The organism is Paraburkholderia sp. BR13444 (assembly GCF_040948755.1).
GTDB lineage: Bacteria > Pseudomonadota > Gammaproteobacteria > Burkholderiales > Burkholderiaceae > Paraburkholderia > Paraburkholderia youngii.
In genome coordinates, this window is record NZ_JBFPKM010000003.1 from 403,125 (window position 1) to 419,965 (window position 16,841).

At 62.6% G+C, this 16,841-nt stretch carries 17 protein-coding genes; 5 read left to right on the forward strand and 12 right to left on the reverse strand.

The window, feature by feature from the left end; all coding sequences use genetic code 11:
* Positions 1-30: 30 nt before the first annotated feature.
* On the reverse strand, positions 31-201 hold the full coding sequence (locus AB3X95_RS10835) for a rubredoxin (protein WP_018436109.1): 171 nt from the start codon (positions 199-201) through the stop codon (positions 31-33).
* A 33-nt stretch (positions 202-234) separates the two neighbouring features.
* Positions 235-1,437: a cytochrome P450 gene (locus AB3X95_RS10840; protein ID WP_368621308.1), complete on the reverse strand. Its 1,203-nt coding sequence runs from the start codon at positions 1,435-1,437 to the stop codon at positions 235-237.
* A 157-nt stretch (positions 1,438-1,594) separates the two neighbouring features.
* On the opposite strand from AB3X95_RS10840, the gene AB3X95_RS10845 reads away from it, so the two are divergent.
* Complete coding sequence (locus AB3X95_RS10845; protein ID WP_176111340.1) at positions 1,595-2,500, forward strand: SDR family NAD(P)-dependent oxidoreductase; 906 nt, start codon at positions 1,595-1,597, stop codon at positions 2,498-2,500.
* Positions 2,501-2,575: 75 nt separating this feature from the next.
* On the opposite strand, the gene AB3X95_RS10850 is transcribed toward AB3X95_RS10845, so the two are convergent.
* From AB3X95_RS10850 to AB3X95_RS10875, 6 genes are all read right to left on the reverse strand, one after another.
* Complete coding sequence (locus AB3X95_RS10850) at positions 2,576-3,397, reverse strand: CoA ester lyase (RefSeq protein ID WP_368621309.1); 822 nt, start codon at positions 3,395-3,397, stop codon at positions 2,576-2,578.
* 62 nt (positions 3,398-3,459) lie between these two features.
* Positions 3,460-4,317 (reverse strand): MaoC family dehydratase N-terminal domain-containing protein, encoded by an 858-nt coding sequence (locus tag AB3X95_RS10855; protein WP_368621485.1) that lies wholly within the window; start codon positions 4,315-4,317, stop codon positions 3,460-3,462.
* Between the two features lie 8 nt (positions 4,318-4,325).
* Positions 4,326-5,480, reverse strand: a complete 1,155-nt coding sequence (locus AB3X95_RS10860; RefSeq protein WP_368621310.1) for a serine hydrolase domain-containing protein — start codon at positions 5,478-5,480, stop codon at positions 4,326-4,328.
* Between the two features lie 50 nt (positions 5,481-5,530).
* Positions 5,531-6,301 (reverse strand): enoyl-CoA hydratase/isomerase family protein, encoded by a 771-nt coding sequence (locus tag AB3X95_RS10865; protein WP_184227976.1) that lies wholly within the window; start codon positions 6,299-6,301, stop codon positions 5,531-5,533.
* Positions 6,298-7,899 (reverse strand): GMC family oxidoreductase, encoded by a 1,602-nt coding sequence (locus AB3X95_RS10870; RefSeq protein WP_368621311.1) that lies wholly within the window; start codon positions 7,897-7,899, stop codon positions 6,298-6,300. Before AB3X95_RS10870 ends, AB3X95_RS10865 begins: the two co-directional genes overlap by 4 nt.
* 115 nt (positions 7,900-8,014) lie before the next feature.
* Entirely contained in the window at positions 8,015-9,259 is a 1,245-nt protein-coding gene (locus AB3X95_RS10875) for a cytochrome P450 (RefSeq protein ID WP_368621486.1), read from the reverse strand.
* Between the two features lie 164 nt (positions 9,260-9,423).
* Here AB3X95_RS10875 and AB3X95_RS10880 point away from each other — a divergent pair, with 164 nt between their 5' ends.
* The 4 genes from AB3X95_RS10880 (at position 9,424) to AB3X95_RS10895 (ending at position 12,637) form a co-directional block, all read left to right on the forward strand.
* Positions 9,424-10,152: a TetR/AcrR family transcriptional regulator gene (locus AB3X95_RS10880; RefSeq protein ID WP_368621312.1), complete on the forward strand. Its 729-nt coding sequence runs from the start codon at positions 9,424-9,426 to the stop codon at positions 10,150-10,152.
* A gap of 98 nt (positions 10,153-10,250) precedes the next feature.
* Positions 10,251-11,513 carry an NAD(P)/FAD-dependent oxidoreductase gene (locus tag AB3X95_RS10885; protein WP_368621313.1) on the forward strand — a complete coding sequence of 421 codons (1,263 nt, stop codon included), beginning with the start codon at positions 10,251-10,253 and terminating at the stop codon, positions 11,511-11,513.
* A gap of 21 nt (positions 11,514-11,534) precedes the next feature.
* Positions 11,535-11,855, forward strand: coding sequence for a 2Fe-2S iron-sulfur cluster-binding protein (locus tag AB3X95_RS10890; protein ID WP_018436097.1), 321 nt, complete (start codon positions 11,535-11,537; stop codon positions 11,853-11,855).
* Between the two features lie 11 nt (positions 11,856-11,866).
* Positions 11,867-12,637, forward strand: coding sequence for an SDR family oxidoreductase (locus tag AB3X95_RS10895; RefSeq protein WP_176111347.1), 771 nt, complete (start codon positions 11,867-11,869; stop codon positions 12,635-12,637).
* 28 nt (positions 12,638-12,665) lie between these two features.
* On the opposite strand, the gene AB3X95_RS10900 is transcribed toward AB3X95_RS10895, so the two are convergent.
* From AB3X95_RS10900 to AB3X95_RS10915, 4 genes are all read right to left on the reverse strand, one after another.
* Entirely contained in the window at positions 12,666-13,244 is a 579-nt protein-coding gene (locus AB3X95_RS10900) for a nuclear transport factor 2 family protein (protein WP_368621314.1), read from the reverse strand.
* Positions 13,241-14,074, reverse strand: a complete 834-nt coding sequence (locus AB3X95_RS10905) for an SDR family oxidoreductase (protein ID WP_368621315.1) — start codon at positions 14,072-14,074, stop codon at positions 13,241-13,243. Before AB3X95_RS10905 ends, AB3X95_RS10900 begins: the two co-directional genes overlap by 4 nt.
* A 378-nt stretch (positions 14,075-14,452) precedes the next feature.
* A complete protein-coding gene (locus AB3X95_RS10910) occupies positions 14,453-15,574 on the reverse strand; it encodes an acyl-CoA dehydrogenase family protein (RefSeq protein ID WP_368621316.1) in 1,122 nt (373 codons plus the stop codon).
* Between the two features lie 2 nt (positions 15,575-15,576).
* Entirely contained in the window at positions 15,577-16,779 is a 1,203-nt protein-coding gene (locus AB3X95_RS10915) for an acyl-CoA dehydrogenase family protein (RefSeq protein ID WP_368621317.1), read from the reverse strand.
* Positions 16,780-16,841 lie beyond the last annotated feature (62 nt).

A 16,841-nucleotide genomic window follows, 5' to 3' on the forward strand; every position in this document is an offset into this window, starting at 1 on the left:
CGGCTCGACGCCGTGCGCGTGTCCGAACGCTTAGGCCTCGACCTCGATCATCACGAAGTCGGCCTTGGTCGCGCCGCATTCAGGACATGCCCAGTCATCCGGGATGTCTTCCCAACGAGTGCCGGGCGCGATGCCCTCCGCCGGAAGTCCCGCGGCTTCGTCGTAGTAGAAACCGCAAAAGATGCATTGCCACTTTTTCATGATCGTCGATGAGTCGTTGAGGGTGGGGATACTTCAAGGTGCTACGTCCCAGACGAGCGGCAGATAAAGCATGCCGTTGACGGAGCCCGAACCGCATCGCGGCTTGTCGCCCTCGCGAATACGAAAATCGGGAATGCGTTTGAGCCACTCCTGCAGGAAAACCTTGATCTCCGTACGTGCAAGGAACGACCCCGGGCAGCGATGCGGGCCGTTGCCGAACGCCGCGTGAAGCACCGGCTTGCGCGTCAGGTCGACGGCGAGCGGATCGCTGAACTTGCGGTCGTCCAGCCCAAAGAGCGAGTTCGGCAGTTGAATCTGGTCACCCTTCTTGAACTGGATGCCCTTGTATTCCATGTCCTGCGTGATGAGCCGCGCGGTGTTCGCCACGCCAAAGCGACGAATCATTTCATCGACTGACGAAACCATCAGTTCGGGATTGTCGATTAGCTGGCGCCGGTGAGCCGGGTTCTCCGCGAGGAAGCGGGCGATGAAACCCATCATCGATGCGACCGTATCGAGGCCGCCGAACAGCACGACGATGAACATGCCGAACATCCGCTCAGGGCTGATCGGTTTGCCGTCGATCTGCGCGTTCGCGATCAGGCTGACGAGATCGCCGCCCGCCTCTGCCTTGCGCTTTTCCACCCAAGTGGAGATATAGCCAATCAGCCGGTGCTGCGATTCGTTGCGCTGCTCGACGTTGCCGCGCACGGCCCATTCCGCCCATTCGAGCAATTGTCCGCGATCGTTCAACGGGAGATCGGCCAGACGCAGGAAAATCACGATCGGCAAGATCTTCGAGAACTCCGACACGAACTCGCATTCACCTCGTGGAGCAATTTTTTCGATCAGCTCGATTGCGAGGCTGCGCACGTCGCTTTCCAGCGACGCGATAGCTTGCGGCAGAAAAGCGGGCGTGATCAGGTTGCGGTACTGGGTATGTTCGGGCGGGTCGAGTTCCAGCGGCACGAGCTGCGTTTCATTGAGCGGCGGGATGTTGACGCTGCGATGCGAAAAACGGGTATGGTCCTTCTGCATCGCCTCGATGTCTTCGCCGCGGGTGGCGATCCAGTGGCCGCCATAGTACGGAGACCAGACGATATCGGGACCCGTATGCAGCGTCTTCCACGCCCGATGGACGTCGTCTTCGGCACCGGGCGGATTCATATAGTCGAAATCGACTACGAGTTCCCGCGGAACATGGTCCGGCACGGTCCAGCCTTTCATGTCGTTCATTGCGCGTCTCCTTTCATTTTGTAGCTCTCGAATGGATGAATCACTACGCACTCGCCGCCAAAGCAATATCGTTCATATTCTGCAACGGTGTTCAGTTTTTGTTATTATACGTGGGCGAGCTTTTCAACATCAACGCCTGTATCGAACGGAGACAAGAGTGAGCGATTTCGTCAAGGACAAGGTGGTAGTGGTAACGGGTGCGGGTGCCGGCATCGGGCGCGACTTCGCGCTGCAATTCGCGGCGAACGGCGCCAAGGTCGTCGTCAACGACCTCGGTCGCAACGCCGAAACCGGTGAATTCGCCGCACAGCGCGTCGTCGCGGAAATCAAGGAGGCCGGCGGCCAAGCGGTTGCTTCCACGGACAGCGTGGCCGAATGGGACTCCGCGCAGAAGATCGTGCAGGCCGCGCTGGACACGTTCGGCCGCATCGACTGTGTGGTCAACAACGCCGGCATCGTGCGTGACCGTATGTTCTTCAACATGAGCCTCGATGAGTGGAAAGCCGTCGTCGACGTTCATCTGAACGGGTCGTTTTTCGTGGCACGCGCCGCGGCTCCGCATTTCAAGGCGCAAAACGGCGGCAGCTTCGTTCATATGACCTCCACGTCGGGTCTGATCGGCAACATCGGACAGGCCAACTACTCGGCCGCCAAGATGGGTGTCGTCGGTCTGTCGAAGTCGATTGCCCTCGACATGGCCAAATTCAACGTGCGCTCGAACTGCATCGCACCGTGGGCATGGACCGCGATGACGGCCTCGATCCCCTCGGAGACGCCTGAGCAAAAGGCACGTGTCGAAGTTCTCAAGCGCATGGAATCGCGCAAGATCGCGCCGCTCGCGGTCTACCTCGCTTCCGACCAGGCCGCGAAGGTGTCGGGACAGATCTTCGGCGTGCGCGCCAACGAGATCTACTTCTTCAACCAGATCCGCATGATCCGCTCGCTGCATCGCGACGGCGGCTGGACGCCAGAAGCGATTGCCGAGCAGGTCATGCCGGCGTTCGAAGCGAGCTTCTTCCCGAACGTGCCTTCCATGGCGCTCACGCCGTGGGACCCGGTGTAAGCCAAATCGCAACGCTCCCGCGTCACCCCTTGAAGTGGCGGCGCGGGCGACGCAGCGCTCACTCCGCCGCACCTCTCACCCCTCTGCCGAATCGCGCACCTTTTCGGCCGCGCTGACGATACGTCTTGCCTTGAGCAACACGGGCAAGTCCACCATCCGTCCATCGACGGATACTGCCCCGCCTTCCGCCCGCTCATACGCTTCGACGATCCGCCGAGCGTTGGCAATCTGATCCGCACTCGGGCTGAAAGCGGCGTTGACCGCTTTGACCTGGCGCGGATGAATGCACAGCTTGCCGCCAAAACCCAGCGATCGCGCCTTCGACGAGTCCTCGGCGAGCTGCTGCTCGTCGTCGATCGCCACGGTGACGCCATCGACCGGACTTTCGATTCCAGCGACGCGCGAAGCCAGCACGATCCGCGAACGCGCGTGCAGCAACGCGTCCCATGAGCCGTCGCAATCCAGATCGAGCTCGAAGTCGACCGAGCCGAAGATCAGCCGCTCGACGCCGGGCATGCGCGCCACTTCCAACGCATTCCACACGCCCGCGGCGGATTCGATGATCGGCCAGATTGGCTTCGTCGTTGCCGCCGCTACGGCGCTTAGCGCAGCCGGGGTCTCCGCCTTGGGCAACACCACGCCATCGATCCCTTCGAACGCGGCAAGTGACAGGTCCTCGTCGAACCACTGTGTTCCAGCGCCATTGATGCGCAACAGCACGCAAACTGGCGATGCCGCAAAGGTTCGTACCGCGTCGGCAACATGGGCACGCGCAGACGCTTTGTCCGCGTCTGCAACGGCGTCCTCGAGGTCCACGATCACCGCATCGGCGCCTGCCGCGAGCGCCTTGGCGAATCTTTCGGGCTTGCTTCCCGGCACAAAAAGAAACGAACGCATAAGTCTCCAATTCAGCGCCCGGTCCGGCTACGGCGTACCCGCCGGTGGACCGGACTCAACGATCAGCTGAGAACAGCCGTGGCATCCAACCGCAATGACCCGTCGCTACCAGCGATCCACAAGCTCACTTTGCCTGGGTCGGATTCGTCTCGCTTTCCGCAAACATAGAAAGGCGAAGTGTCCACCACCGGTTTGACTGCGCGGAACGAAAACGCTCCGACGCGCGCGCCCGGCAGTTCCGATCTCAGCGAGTCCATGAGTAGCGTGGCGAGCAGCGGGCCGTGCACGACGAGACCCTTGTAGCCCTCTTCACCGGTTGCGTAAGGCCGATCGTAGTGAATGCGATGACCATTCAACGTCAGTGCCGAATAGCGGAACAGCAGCACGGGATCGGGATTGATCTCGCGGGCCCAATGAGCACCTGCGGGCGCGGCCTGTGACGCCGCCGGCTTCTCGCCAGCAACCGGATGATCGCGATACACGATATCCTGGCGTTCTACGAGCGCAACGCCATTCGCATCGCTTACTTCGTGCTTGACCTTGACGAACACCAGATCGCCGGTGCGCCCGTGCTTGTGAGCTACGCTCTCGATCGAAGAAAGTCGGGTGATCGCGCTGCCCGCTCTCAGCGGCCGTAGAAAGTCGAGTTGACTCCCCGCCCACATGCGGCGAGGCAAGTCGACCGGCGGCAGGAAACCGCCACGCTTCGGATGCCCGTCGAGCCCGACCACCGACTGACGATGAACCGGCAGAAAATAGAGCCAGTGCCACAACGGCGGCAACTCATCGCCAGCTGCCGCGGGCGGGTCGTCCCGGTCTAGCACGGCGCCGAGCGCTGTCATCGGCGTGAGGGTAACGTGGTCCCGCACTTCCTCCGTGCGCCTGGTCCATTGCTGCAAATACGCGATATCCATGACCATGGTGCCGGTCACTCCAGATCCAGCGCGTTGCGAATCGCCGCAGCGATCGGAAGCAGTGGATCTTCTTCCGGCGTGGTCGGGTTGAACAGCTTGTTATGGCAAATCGCGACGGCGAGCCCGGTGTCCGGGTCCGCCCAGCCGATCGAATTGCCCTGGCCCGGATGGCACAACGCGCGCGACGAACGCGCCGCCGTCACCGGCGGATGGTTGCCGCCGAACCAGAAGCCGCCGATCGTGATCGGTATCGGAAAGCCGAACATCACCGGGTCTGGCTCTTCGCTATTGGCACGTGGCGTATTCAGCGTGGCGACGAGCTCCTTCGACAGTATCCTCACGCCGTCCAACTCACCGCCACATGCGAGCATCGCCCAGAAGCGCGCCTCGCTGCGCGCATTGAAGATCCCGCCGACGCCCGCCACTTCCGCGCGCCGCACGTCCGGACGCTCGAACACTTGCGGCGTCAATGCAACCTGTTCGGGCATCGAGCGCAGGAATAGCGGCGGCAGGTACTCCGCGGGAACCGGCACCATTGCATCGGTGAGACGTGCGATGCGCGGTTCGACTTCGTCCGGGATGCCAATCCATAGATCTTCGATGCCAAGGGGCAGCGCAATCTCTTCCCGGACGAAACGGCCCAGTGAGCGCTTCTTCGGATCGGCCCGTCGCACCAGCTCGCCAACGATCCAGCCGAACGTCATCGAAAGGTAAAGCGTCTTCGTCCCCGGCTCGGCAAGCGGCTCCAGGTTTGCGATCGCGCGGGTCATCCAATGCCAGTCGCACATCAGCTCCGGCGTGACGCCTTCGGGCATTTGGGGCACGCACGCGCGATGAGTCAGCACATCGCGCACCGTGGTTTTCTCCTTGCCGTGCGCGCCGTACTCCGGCCAGTAGCGCGTCACTGGCGCGTCGTACTCGATCAGGCCGCGGTCGGCCAGGATGTGCAACGCGGTTGCCGCAACGGCCTTCGTTACCGAATAGACATTGAAAAGCGTGTCGCCATCGACAGGACGGCCGGTGGACGGATCGGCCACGCCGCTCCATGCGTCGATCACGAGTTTGCCGTTCAGATAAGCCGCCACCTGCACGCCGATCTCACCGCCTTCGCGCGTCGCACGGTCGAGCGCCTGCTGAACGATCGCGCTGCGCTGCGTTGATGCTTGCACTGCCAATGTCATATCGGGTCTCCCATTTGTGAACATGTCGCGTTGACGGGCTACGTTCTGCCGGACTGCGCGGCGATACCGGCAAGCCCTTCGAGCGCGAGCCCGTAGCCCAGTTCGGCGACCATGCGACGCTTGAACGGCTGCGTAAAGACCGCGCGCGTGTATCGCAACGTTTCGACCGGCTTCGCCGCGATTTCGCGCGCGATTTGCCAGGCGCGTTCGAGCAACGTGTCGGGCGCGACGACTTCGCCGACTACACCAAGCTCCCATGCGCGTTGCGCACTGATGCGCTCGCCGGTGAGCAGAAAGTGGCGGGCGCGGTTGTGGCCGATCAACATCGGCCAGACGATCTGCACGCCGTCCGCGGGCACGACGCCGTGAATAAAGTGCGCCTGATCCGAGATTTCTGCATGGCTGGAGGCGAGCACGATGTCGGACAGCGCCAGCAGCTCGGCATGAATATGCGCAGGCCCGTTGATCGCGCCGATAACCGGAACCGGAATGTCCAGCAGTTGCATCAGCAAGTCTTGCCCCTCGCGTTGCAAGCGCGGCCAGACTTGCGAAAGCGGCTCCGTCGGCAACTCGGCGTAATTCATCGCGTCGCAGAACGAATCGCCGGTTCCGGTGAGGATGACCACGCGATTGTCGAGGTCGCGTGCGATCTGATAGAACGCCTCGCCTAGCTGGCTGTGAATGCTGCGATCGAGTGCGCCCCACTTCAGCGGGCCGCCATCCGTATGCAGGCGGACTTGCAAAACACCGTCGCGTCGTTCGAATTCGATATTCGAAAAGCGTCCGCGATAGTCTTCGAGGCGACTCATCGCGCATCCTCCAGGATCAGCCCGGCGGCGCGCCATGCCATCGCCATCATCGGGCCATTGGTGTTGCCGGAAATCATCGTGGGTGTGACGGACAGATCCATCACCCGCAGACTTTCGACACCGCGCACGCGCAGCCTCGAATCGAGCACGGCAAGCGGGTCCGAGCCCATCCTGCAAGTACCGCATGCGTGAAAACCGGATTGGCCGTCGCGCCGGTACAGGTCAAGAATTTCGTCGTCGGTCTGGACGGCGAGGCCGGGGCGTGTCTCCCCCACCAGCAGACTCCTGAGCGGCTCGGCGGCCAGCACGTTGCGCATGAGCCGGAACGCATTGACGGCCATCTGCTGGTCGTACGGATCGGCAAGGTAGTTAGCGACGACTTCAGGCGGCACGCGCGGGTCCGACGACTGGAGCCTGATGTGCCCCTCGCTGCGTGGACGCAGTGGATAGCTGAAGAGCTGCATGCCTGGGAACGACTCGAACGCGTAACCCGCCGCACCGAAATCCATCGAGTACGGCGCCATCATCAATTGAACGTCGGGACGCTTCGCATCGGGCGCGGTCTTGACGAAACCACCCACCTGATACGAGCCGAGCGACATCACGCCACGGCGGAACAGAAAATACTGCATCGCGTTACGCCATAGCCGCATGCCGCTGAACTGCCGGTTCTGCGAATCGCGCCAATGCTGCAGACGCGCCTGCACCATATACAGATAGTGCTCGCGCATGTTCCGTCCGACACCCGGATTCGCCGCCACGACAGGAATGCCGAGCGACTGCAAATGGACTGGATCGCCAATGCCCGAAAGCTGCAAAAGCCGCGGCGACTCGATCGCGCCCGCCGACAGCACGACCTCGCGGCGCGCCCGGTAAGCGATCTGCTGCCCCGCGCTTTCGCACTGGACGCCGATGGCGCGCGTGCCGTCGAACACGATTCGCGCGGCTTGCGTGCCGGTAACGACGGTCAGATTCTTGCGCGTCCGCGCAGGCTTCAGAAAGGCTTCGGCCGAGCTTTGGCGGCGGCCGTTGCGGATCGTATAGATCAGATAAGCCATGCCCTCATGATCGAGCCGGTTGATATCTTCAACGCGCCTCACGCCGAGCGACCGGCACGCTTCGAGCACGGCGTCGCCGATACGATTGCGCTGCGCGTACTGCGACACTTTCAGCGGTCCTCCCTCGCCTCGTAGCTCATCGGCGCCGAGCGCGTGATCCTCGATGTGCCGGAAGCACGGCGCCAGATTCTGCCAGCTCCATCCCTCGACACCCAGCTCGGCCCATCCGTCATAGTCCTCGGGATGACCTCGCATATACACCATGCCGTTGATGCTGCTGGAGCCGCCGAGCATCTTGCCGCGCAGCCAGATCTCGTTGCGATGCCCGTTCCCGTCATCGGGCTGCACCGGAATGAACCAGGCATGAGCTGGATCGCCTAGCAGCTTTCCGAAGCCTTTAGGCATTCGGATCAACGGATTGCGATCTTCCGGACCTGCCTCGATCAGCAGCACTGAATGGCGCCCGCTTTCCGAAAGACGATTGGCCAGCACGCAACCTGCAGCACCGGCGCCAATCACGATAAAGTCAAACTCGATCATCTATGCGTTCTCCACCGTCCGTGCGTGCGGACCAGCTCTACCTCGTGAGCTGGCCCGTCACACGTGTCTTGTCGGCCAGCCTCGTCCACGACACGCGAGGCTGGCGTTGTTCTGGTTAGCCGAAGACGACGGGAATCGAATGCGGAACGCGCATCATGATTCCATTGATCGGTGGAGCTGCCGCCGCCGGATCGAGGCGAAGATTGGGCAGGCGATCGAGAATCGCGTTGAGCGCGCGCGTCATTTCCACGCGCGCAAGGTGCTGGCCGATGCATACGTGCGGGCCATACGCGAATGCGAAGTGCCGGTGCGCAGGCTTTCGATAGATGTCGAACTTGTCCGGATCGGGGAAGCGGCTGGGGTCGCGATTGGCGCTTCCCGCCAACACGTCGAGAAATGCGCCCGCCGGAATCTCGACACCGCCGAGCGTGACGTCGCGCGACGCCATCCGCGATTGCATCAACACGGGGCCATCCCAGCGCAGCGCCTCTTCAATCGCCTGCGCGACCAGCGTGCGATCCTGGCGTACCGCTTGGAGCTGTGCGGGATCGCGCAATAGCGCGAGCAGCAGCACGCTGGTTGCGCGATACGTGGTGTCACCGCCCGCATTCACCAATTGGCGCAGGAACGAAATGACGACCTCGTCCGGCAGCAACTCGCCATCGACTTCCGCGATGGCCAGCGAACTGACGAGATCGTCGCCCGGCTTGCTGCGGCGCTCCTCGACGAGTCGAGCGAAATAAGCACCCAGCTTCGTCGACGCCTCCACACCGTGCGCCACATCGATCGAAACCAGCGTCTGCGCGATCGCCAGCTTGTGGAAGATCTTGACGTCTTCCGGCGGCAATGCCAGTTGGCGGTAGATGATATTGAACGGATAGTGAAGCGTGAACTCGTTGACGAGATCCGCATGTCCGCGATCCATGAACTTCGACATCAGTTCGTTCACGACCGGATCGACCAGCGTATCGCCCCATGCTGCCACCGTGTGCGGCAAAAAGGCCTTCTGGAAGATGCGGCGATAACGCGGGTGCTCGGGCGCGTCCATCGTCGAGATGCTGCGTCCGAAGCTGATGCCGATATTGCGCTCGTAAGACTTGTTCGAGAACGTGACCGGATCTCCGAGCACCTGCGCTACCTCGTCGTATCCGAATACGCAGTAATGCGCAACATCCGACATCGTCAGATCCGCTGCCGCGCCCATCAGCACACGGTAGTCGCCCTTCTGAACCGAGCCTTTCTCGCGGAGCTCGGCAATCCGCGGATACGGGTTCGGATCGGCGCCGAAAGCGAGCGAATCCTCGAAAAAGGGGTTGAACTTGGGATCGTCGAAGTCCTCGAGTTGCAGCGCGCCCGCCATGGTACCTGTCTCCATTAATCGTTCATTTAAAGGCACCTCTGCCTGGTAGCGACGTGCCGATAGCTGAACTATGTTCGATTTTGCACGAATGTGCAAGATCGTTTTATCATTCGCTGAAAGGCATCGCGCACTGTCCGATCCGCACCCGCCATGAAAGGGAAACCATGCCGTCCAGAACCACTCACGCCGCTAGCAGCCCGGCGACTGCCATCAATGAGCCGCGCGCCACGGCGCGCAGCACGACACCAGAGCGCATTCTCGATACGGCCGAGCGGCTGTTCGCGATGCACGGGTACTTCGGCACATCGATTCGCGACATCATGCAGAGCTGTGGCATGGAGCTGAGCCTCGCGCGCTACCACTTCGGCAGCAAAGACGCGTTGTTTCAACAGGCAATCGGCCGTCGCGCGGCCGTGATCAGCCGGCAGGTCATCGAATCGCTCGAGGCCGGACTCGCACCGCTGCGAGGCAAACGTCCCGATGTCGAGACGATCGTGACCGCACTTTCCGCACCGGCTTTCGCGCATCTGACGAGCGGCGATCCGGGGTGGCGAAACTACCTGCGCCTGCTGACCCAGATTGGCTGCCTGCTGGAGCGCCCCGACCTCACGGCGCCGTTTTATGACCAATACGCGCCCGCGGCCGCGCGCTATCGTAACGCCTTCGCCAAAGCGCTTCCTCATGCCACGCGCGAGACCGTCGAACTTGTGCAGCATTTCGTCGAGTCCGTGTTTCATCTCGTGCTCAACGAGCTTTACGCGCAGGAAGCGCGATCCCCAACACGGGCACTCGCGACGGCGCATATCGAGCGCATGCGCACCTACCTGATCCGTTTCGCGGTTGGCGGCATCGAGGCGATGGTCAGCTCCACGGCGGCTCAGCGGGGTTCATGAGCATTGACAGCAGCAACGACGGTCGTTCACAATTTAGAACACTATTCGCAGATTCTGGCCGCAGCGAACTTGTGGCCGTATGAGACGGAGTTGGCTTCATGACAGCTGGAGACGCAGAGGACACCGCACTGATCGTCGGGGCGGGTCACGCAGCGGGAGAATGCGCGACCGCGATCCGCGAACAGGGATGGACGGGGCGCATCGTGATGGTTGGGGAAGAACCCCACTTGCCGTACCAACGGCCGCCGCTCTCCAAGGCATTTCTGTCGGGCGAATCGACCGCCGAGCAGCTCTACCTGAAACCGCTGTCGACGTACGACAAAGCGCGTGTCGAGTTCATTCCGAATGTGCGCGCCCAACGCATCGACCGTGACGCGAAACGGGTCACGCTCTCCAACGGCAGCGAAATCGGCTATACGAAACTCGTTCTGGCTACCGGCGGTCGCGCGCGGCGCCTCGCGTTGCCCGGTATCGAAACGATCGAGAAGCTGCAGAACTTTCACTACCTTCGCACGCTCGATCACGTCGCGCGCATTCGAAACCAGTTTCATGCCGGCTCGCGCCTCGTGATCATCGGCGGTGGATATGTCGGACTGGAGGTGGCTGCCGTAGCTGTGAAGCGCGGCTTGCACGTCACCGTGCTCGAAGCATTGCCACGCGTCCTCGCGCGCGTCACGGCGCCCGAGCTTTCCGCGTTCTACGAGAAAGTGCACCGCGAGGCCGGCGTCGAGATCCGCACCAACGCGATCGTCAGCGAGTTCGAACTCGACGCGTCGGGCGACGCGGTCGCGGCCGTGTGCTGCGCGGACGGCACGCGCGTCGCCGCGGATCTCGTCATCGTCGGCGTGGGACTGGAGCCCGCCACCGAACTTGCAGAAGCAGCCGGGCTGGCCGTCGACAACGGCATCGTGGTCGACGAATACACCCGCACGTCCGATCCGGATATTTTCGCAGTTGGGGATTGCACCAACCACCCCAACCCTTCGCTCGGCCGGCGCCTGCGGCTCGAGTCCGTGCCCAACGCGCTGGAGCAGGCCCGCACCGCGGCCGCCTCGTTGTGTGGCAAGGAGCGCGTCTACAACAGCGTGCCGTGGTTCTGGTCCGATCAATACGATTTGAAGCTCAAGATGGTCGGCTTGTCCCACGGCTACGACGAGTTCGTCCTGCGCGGCAATCCCGATACCCGCTCGTTCTCAGCGTTTTATCTGAAAGACGGCGTCATGCTCGCCGCCGATACGGTCAGTCGCGTGCCCGAATTCGTGCTGGCCAAGCGATTCGTTGCCGAGAAGATTCCAGTCCGCGCGGCCGATCTCGCCGACGAATCGATCCCGTTGAAGAGTCTGCTTCCCCAGTCCAACTAATTTTTCAGAGGTTCAGAAGCCATGCCGCTCATTCGATTCATTCAGCCGGACGGCAGCGAAGCCGCCGTGAGCGCCACCGTTGGCGATTCCGTGATGCAAACGGCAGTCAACAACCAGATCCCCGGCATTCTCGGCGACTGTGGCGGCAGCTGCAGCTGCGCAACCTGCCATGCGTACGTCGACGAGGCCTGGAGCAGCCACATGCCAGCGGCCGAATCCTATGAAGTCGACATGCTCACCTGTGCGATGGACGTGCGCGAAAACAGCCGTCTGACATGCCAGATCTTCGTGACGCCGGAGCTGGACGGATTGGTCGTCCATCTGCCCGGCGTGGCTGCGTAAGCGTGACGGACATGAAGGTTCCGCGCACGACGCTGATCACCGGCGCCGCATCGGGCATGGGCGCGGCGCTGGCCCGGCATTTGACCGCGCTCGGCGAACGGGTGATCGGCGTCGATCTCCGCGATGCGGAAGTTTGCGCGGACCTCACTGTCCCGGCGCAGCGCGCAGCGCTGGTCGCGCGCGTACAGCAGATCACACCGTCGATCGATGCGGTGGTCGCCTGCGCCGGCGTGTCGCCGCCGGTGCCCGGCGACACGCTGGTGTCGGTGAATTACTTCGGCGTTACTGATCTGTTGCCACGCCTGTTGCCGCTGCTGCATCGCGCAAGGGAGCCACGCGCCGTGGTGATCTCATCGCTCGCATCGCTTCATCCGGTCGATGCACGCCTCGTCGAGTTATGCCTCGACGGCAACGAAGCCGCGGCACGCGAGCAAGCTGCAAAGATCGGCGCACAAGGCTATGCGTCATCCAAGCGCGCGCTGACGCAGTGGATACGGCGCACGGCAGTGCTGCCCGGTTGGGCCGACAAGGGCGTGTTGCTCAATGGTGTCGCGCCGGGCATCGTGAAGACGCCGATGGTCGCGCCGCTGCTGGAAACCGCCGAAGGTCGCGAGGCGCTTGCCGCCGGCGTGCCCACCGTCGTACCCAACTACGCCACCGCCGAGCAGATCGTGCCGCTCCTCGCATTCCTTGCGAGTCCAGCCAATGGCTACATGGTGGGTCAAGTCCCCTTCGCCGACGGCGGTGCCGACGTGCTCTTGCGTGGAGAAGCCGCGCTGTAACGCGCAAGAGCCGCGGACACTGCCGTGCTTACGGCGCCTTCGTCAAAGCGTCGATGGCGTGCTGTTCGCTCGCGCTCCAGAACGTCGCCCACGTCGGAAATCCTTGCGGAAGGCGCGGCTGATACCGGTCGCCTTCATACTTGCCGGGCCAGTTCTGGAAGCGCGGCGCACCGGGGCGCTCGAGCCAATCCGTCGAATACCAGTGCTGTTCGTCGCGACGCTCGAAGTACCATTGCCCATCGCGCCGCACGTAGTGGTCGAAGTAGCAGATGGCCATCACCACCCACGCACCGTTGTCCTCATGCTCCGCGCGACAATAGACGCTTCCCGTTGCATGGTCGGCGTCGATGAAATCGACTGTGTGGCCGCAGATCTGGTGAATGCTGCGGTAAAAGCCGCGCAAAATATGCTCGGCCCCATAAAAGGTCTTCAGCGCCGCGCGCCCCACGCCCCATCGGCCACAGTTGACGTCTTCGGCGAACAGCTGCACCAGACTGTCCAGATCGCGCGAATCGACCGCAAGCGCGTATCGGACCGGCAACTGTTGTATAGCAAGCTGCGCCTCGATGCGCTCGATACGCGCAAGAAGACCGGAATCCGTCGTCATGCCGCCCCCTTCGCAACGTTGGTCGTCGCCGCCGAGCGCGCACGGATTTCGTCCGCATAGTAAGGCTGGTGCGAAAGAAGCCCGCCATCGACGTTAAACACCTGGCCGGTGACGAACGCTGCTTCATCCGAAGCGAGATACACCACCGCATGCGCAATGTCTTCGGGCTGCCCGAGGCGCGGCGTCAGATGGTGGCTCAGCATCATCTCCCCTAGCTCGCCCGCGTAGTACGCCTGGGTCACCGGCGTGACGATCAGGCCGGGAGCAATCGCGTTGCAGCGTATTCCCTCCTTACCGTGCTGCGCGGCGATGTAGCGCGTCAGGTTCTCGATACCGGCCTTGCAGACACCATATGCGCTATACCCCAGAGCACCCGCCTGAGCCGAACCCGACGAGGTATTGATGATCGAACCGCCACCACGTGCCCGCATCAGCGGCAGCGCACGCCGGGAAGCCAGCATGGTGCCGCGAAGATTGATGCGCATCGTGTCGTCCCAGACAGCGACGTCGACTGTCTCGACTGCCGCATCGACGGTACTGGAAAGCGACGTGGCAGCGGCGTTGTTGTGCAGGATATCGAGGCCGCCCCAGGTCTTGAGCGTCAACTCGAACATCGCGTCGATCGAACCTTCGTCGCCAATATCGACACGCGCCGCAACCGCCCGGCCGCCCGACTCCTCGATGCGACGAACCTGCTCCTGTGCGCCTTCGAGATTGAGGTCCGCCACGACGAGCAGCGCGCCTTCATCCGCGAGTCTCGCAGCACAGGCCGCGCCGATGCCCGACGCGGCCCCGGTCACAATAGCTATCTTGTCCTTGACACGCTGCATCCTCATCCTCCTCGGTAAGCGATCGTTATTGAGTGGTCAGAAAGCTTGCCGGGATTGAGGACCGGGCCCCGCTGTGTGCTGACCATCATCACCGTAGATCACGGCGCCATTGACAAAACTGCGTGCCTCGGAGGCCAGGAAAAGCCGTCCACGCGACCGAACGCGCGCATGGGGTTGTCGACGATAGCCCGCGCCGACTCCGTTGTGCCTACCGGATTGCAGTCGGCGCCGGCCGTATCGCCACCATAGTCGTTCGCGACGATCCGTGCGCCGCGAAGCGCAAGCTCTGTCGCAATCGCACGGCCGATCTAACCGGCAGCACCCGTCACTATGGCGACTTGTCCATCGAACGATAATTGCGGCATAACGGCGACTCGATCAGCCGGCCGCTACGCGGTCGAGATGAAAGTCGATATCGCCAAACATCTTCTCCATCATCGTCATCTTGCGGAAGTAGTGCCCCACCGGATATTCCTCGGTGAGCCCCATGCCACCGTGCAACTGGATGCCCTGCGCGCAAACGAAGCGATTGGCGCGCGCGGCAACGGCCTTGGCCGCCGAGATCATGCGGCTGCGTTCGGCCGCCGGGCTGTTCAGGTGGGCGATCCCGCAGTACAGCATCGAGCGCGCCTCCTGGGTGGCGACGAACATCTCCGCCATGCGGTGCTGCAACGCCTGGAACTTGCCGATAGGCTGGCCGAACTGCGAGCGTCCCTTGATGTACTCCGAGGTGATCGCCGTCACCGCTTCCATCATGCCGAGGCTCTCGGCCACGCTCGCGAGAATCGCGAGTTCCGTGGCTTGCGTGAGCACCTCCAGCGCGCGTTCCGGGCCGACGATCAGCGCATCCTCACCGAGTTCGACGTTGTGCAGGTCGATATCCGCGGCACGCGATCCATCGAGCAAGCGGTACGAACGGCACGTCACGCCCGCAGCGCGTCGATCGACGAGAAAAACGCCCACGCCCTGCGATGCACCTTCGACTCGCGCGGTCACGAGCAACTGATCCGACGACGCGCCTGCGATCACCAGCGTCTTCGCCCCGCTGATCAGGTAACCCGAGCCTGTCTCGAGCGCGTGCGTTCGTGCGTGGCATCCCACTTTGTACCGGCTGCCCGCTTCGCTATCCGCGAGCGAAAGCAACAGCTTGCCCTCGATGACGGCGGGAAGCAGCGTCTCGCGCTGAGCCGGCGCATCGCCCCGTTCGATGATCGTCGCGCAAAGCAGCGCGGTCTGTACGACCGGTTCGAGCGCCATGCCGCGGCCCAGCGCCTCCATCAGGATCGCCTTCTCGACAAACGAGCAGCCGAGACCGCCGACGTCTTCCGGCATGGTCAGGCCGAGCCAGCCAAGCTCCGCATACGCGCGCCAATGCTCGCGGCTGAAGCCCTCTGGTCCCGCCGCGATGCGAGTGCGCGCCTCGAATCCATACTCCTGCTGAACATAGCGCTCGGCGCCATCCTTCAGCATCAATTGTTCTTCGGAGAAGTTGAAGTCCATGGCTACAGTCCAAATGCCAGCTTGGCAATGATGTTCTTCTGCACTTCGCGCGCGCCGCCATAGATGGTGGATGCACGCGCGATCAGATAGCCCGACGTGCGGCCACCCATGTAGTCCGGCCAGTTTTCGTCGACTACCGGATCACCATGTGGCTCGCTGTGGTCGTCGAAACGTATCGCGCGAGGACCGAGTGCGTCCATTTGCAGCTGCGTTACACGCTGTTGCATCTCCGAGCCGCTGATCTTCAGCGCGGAGACGACAGCGTCGAGATTGCGCTCGCTCTTCTCTTCAGAGAGGATGCGCAGCACGGACCATTCGAGCGCCATCAGATCCGCTTCGACTTCTGCGACCTTGCGCGCGAACCCGGGCGTATCGATCAGGCGCACGCCGTCCACCGTCTCCTGAGCGGCGATCTCCTTCGCGCGTTGCAGCTCACGTTTGTTGAAGTACAGGAACGCGCTCGCCGTGCGCTCCTTTTCGAGCAGATACTTCGCATAGGTCCAGCCCATACCGGCCTCGCCCACGAGATGCGACTTCGGCACGCGCACGTTCTCGAGGAACACTTCATTCAGTCCCTTGCCGCCCTCGATCGAGACGATCGGACGCACCGTGATGCCCGGTGTGTCCATTCTGACCAGCAGGAAGGAGATGCCGCGTTGCGGCTTGACGGTCGTGTCAGTCTTGACGAGGAAGAAGCCCCAATCGGCAATCGACGCGTCGCTGGTCCAGATCTTCTGGCCATTGATGACGTACTCGTCACCGTCGAGCACGGCCGTGGTCTTCAGTCCGGCCAGATCCGAGCCCGCGTTCGGTTCCGAGAAGCCTTGGCACCAGAACTCGTCGCCACGCAGGATAGGCCCGAGAAAACGCTCCTTCTGCCAGTCCGAGCCAAACGCGATGATGACGGGCGCCACCATCTGAGTGGACTGCCACCCGTAGTCCATCGCATCGGCGTTGTACAGCTCTTCCATGAAGATGTGCTTGCGAAACGCGCTCCAGTCAGTGCCGCCATGTTCGGCCGGCCAATGGGGCGCGCCCCAGCCGCGCTCATACAGAATGCGCTGCCACCTGCGGATATCGTCGCGCGCGGGCGGATGCACGCCATCACGCCAGCGGCGCGAGATGTCGGCCGGTGCATGCTCGTTGAAAAACTTCCTGACTTCCTGACGAAATGATTCGTCTTCCTCGCTGTAGCCGAAATGCATGCTTGACTCCTGAATCTCTTTCGTCTTCGTTTGTCTGCTCTGCCGCGCCGCTGTGCCGCGCT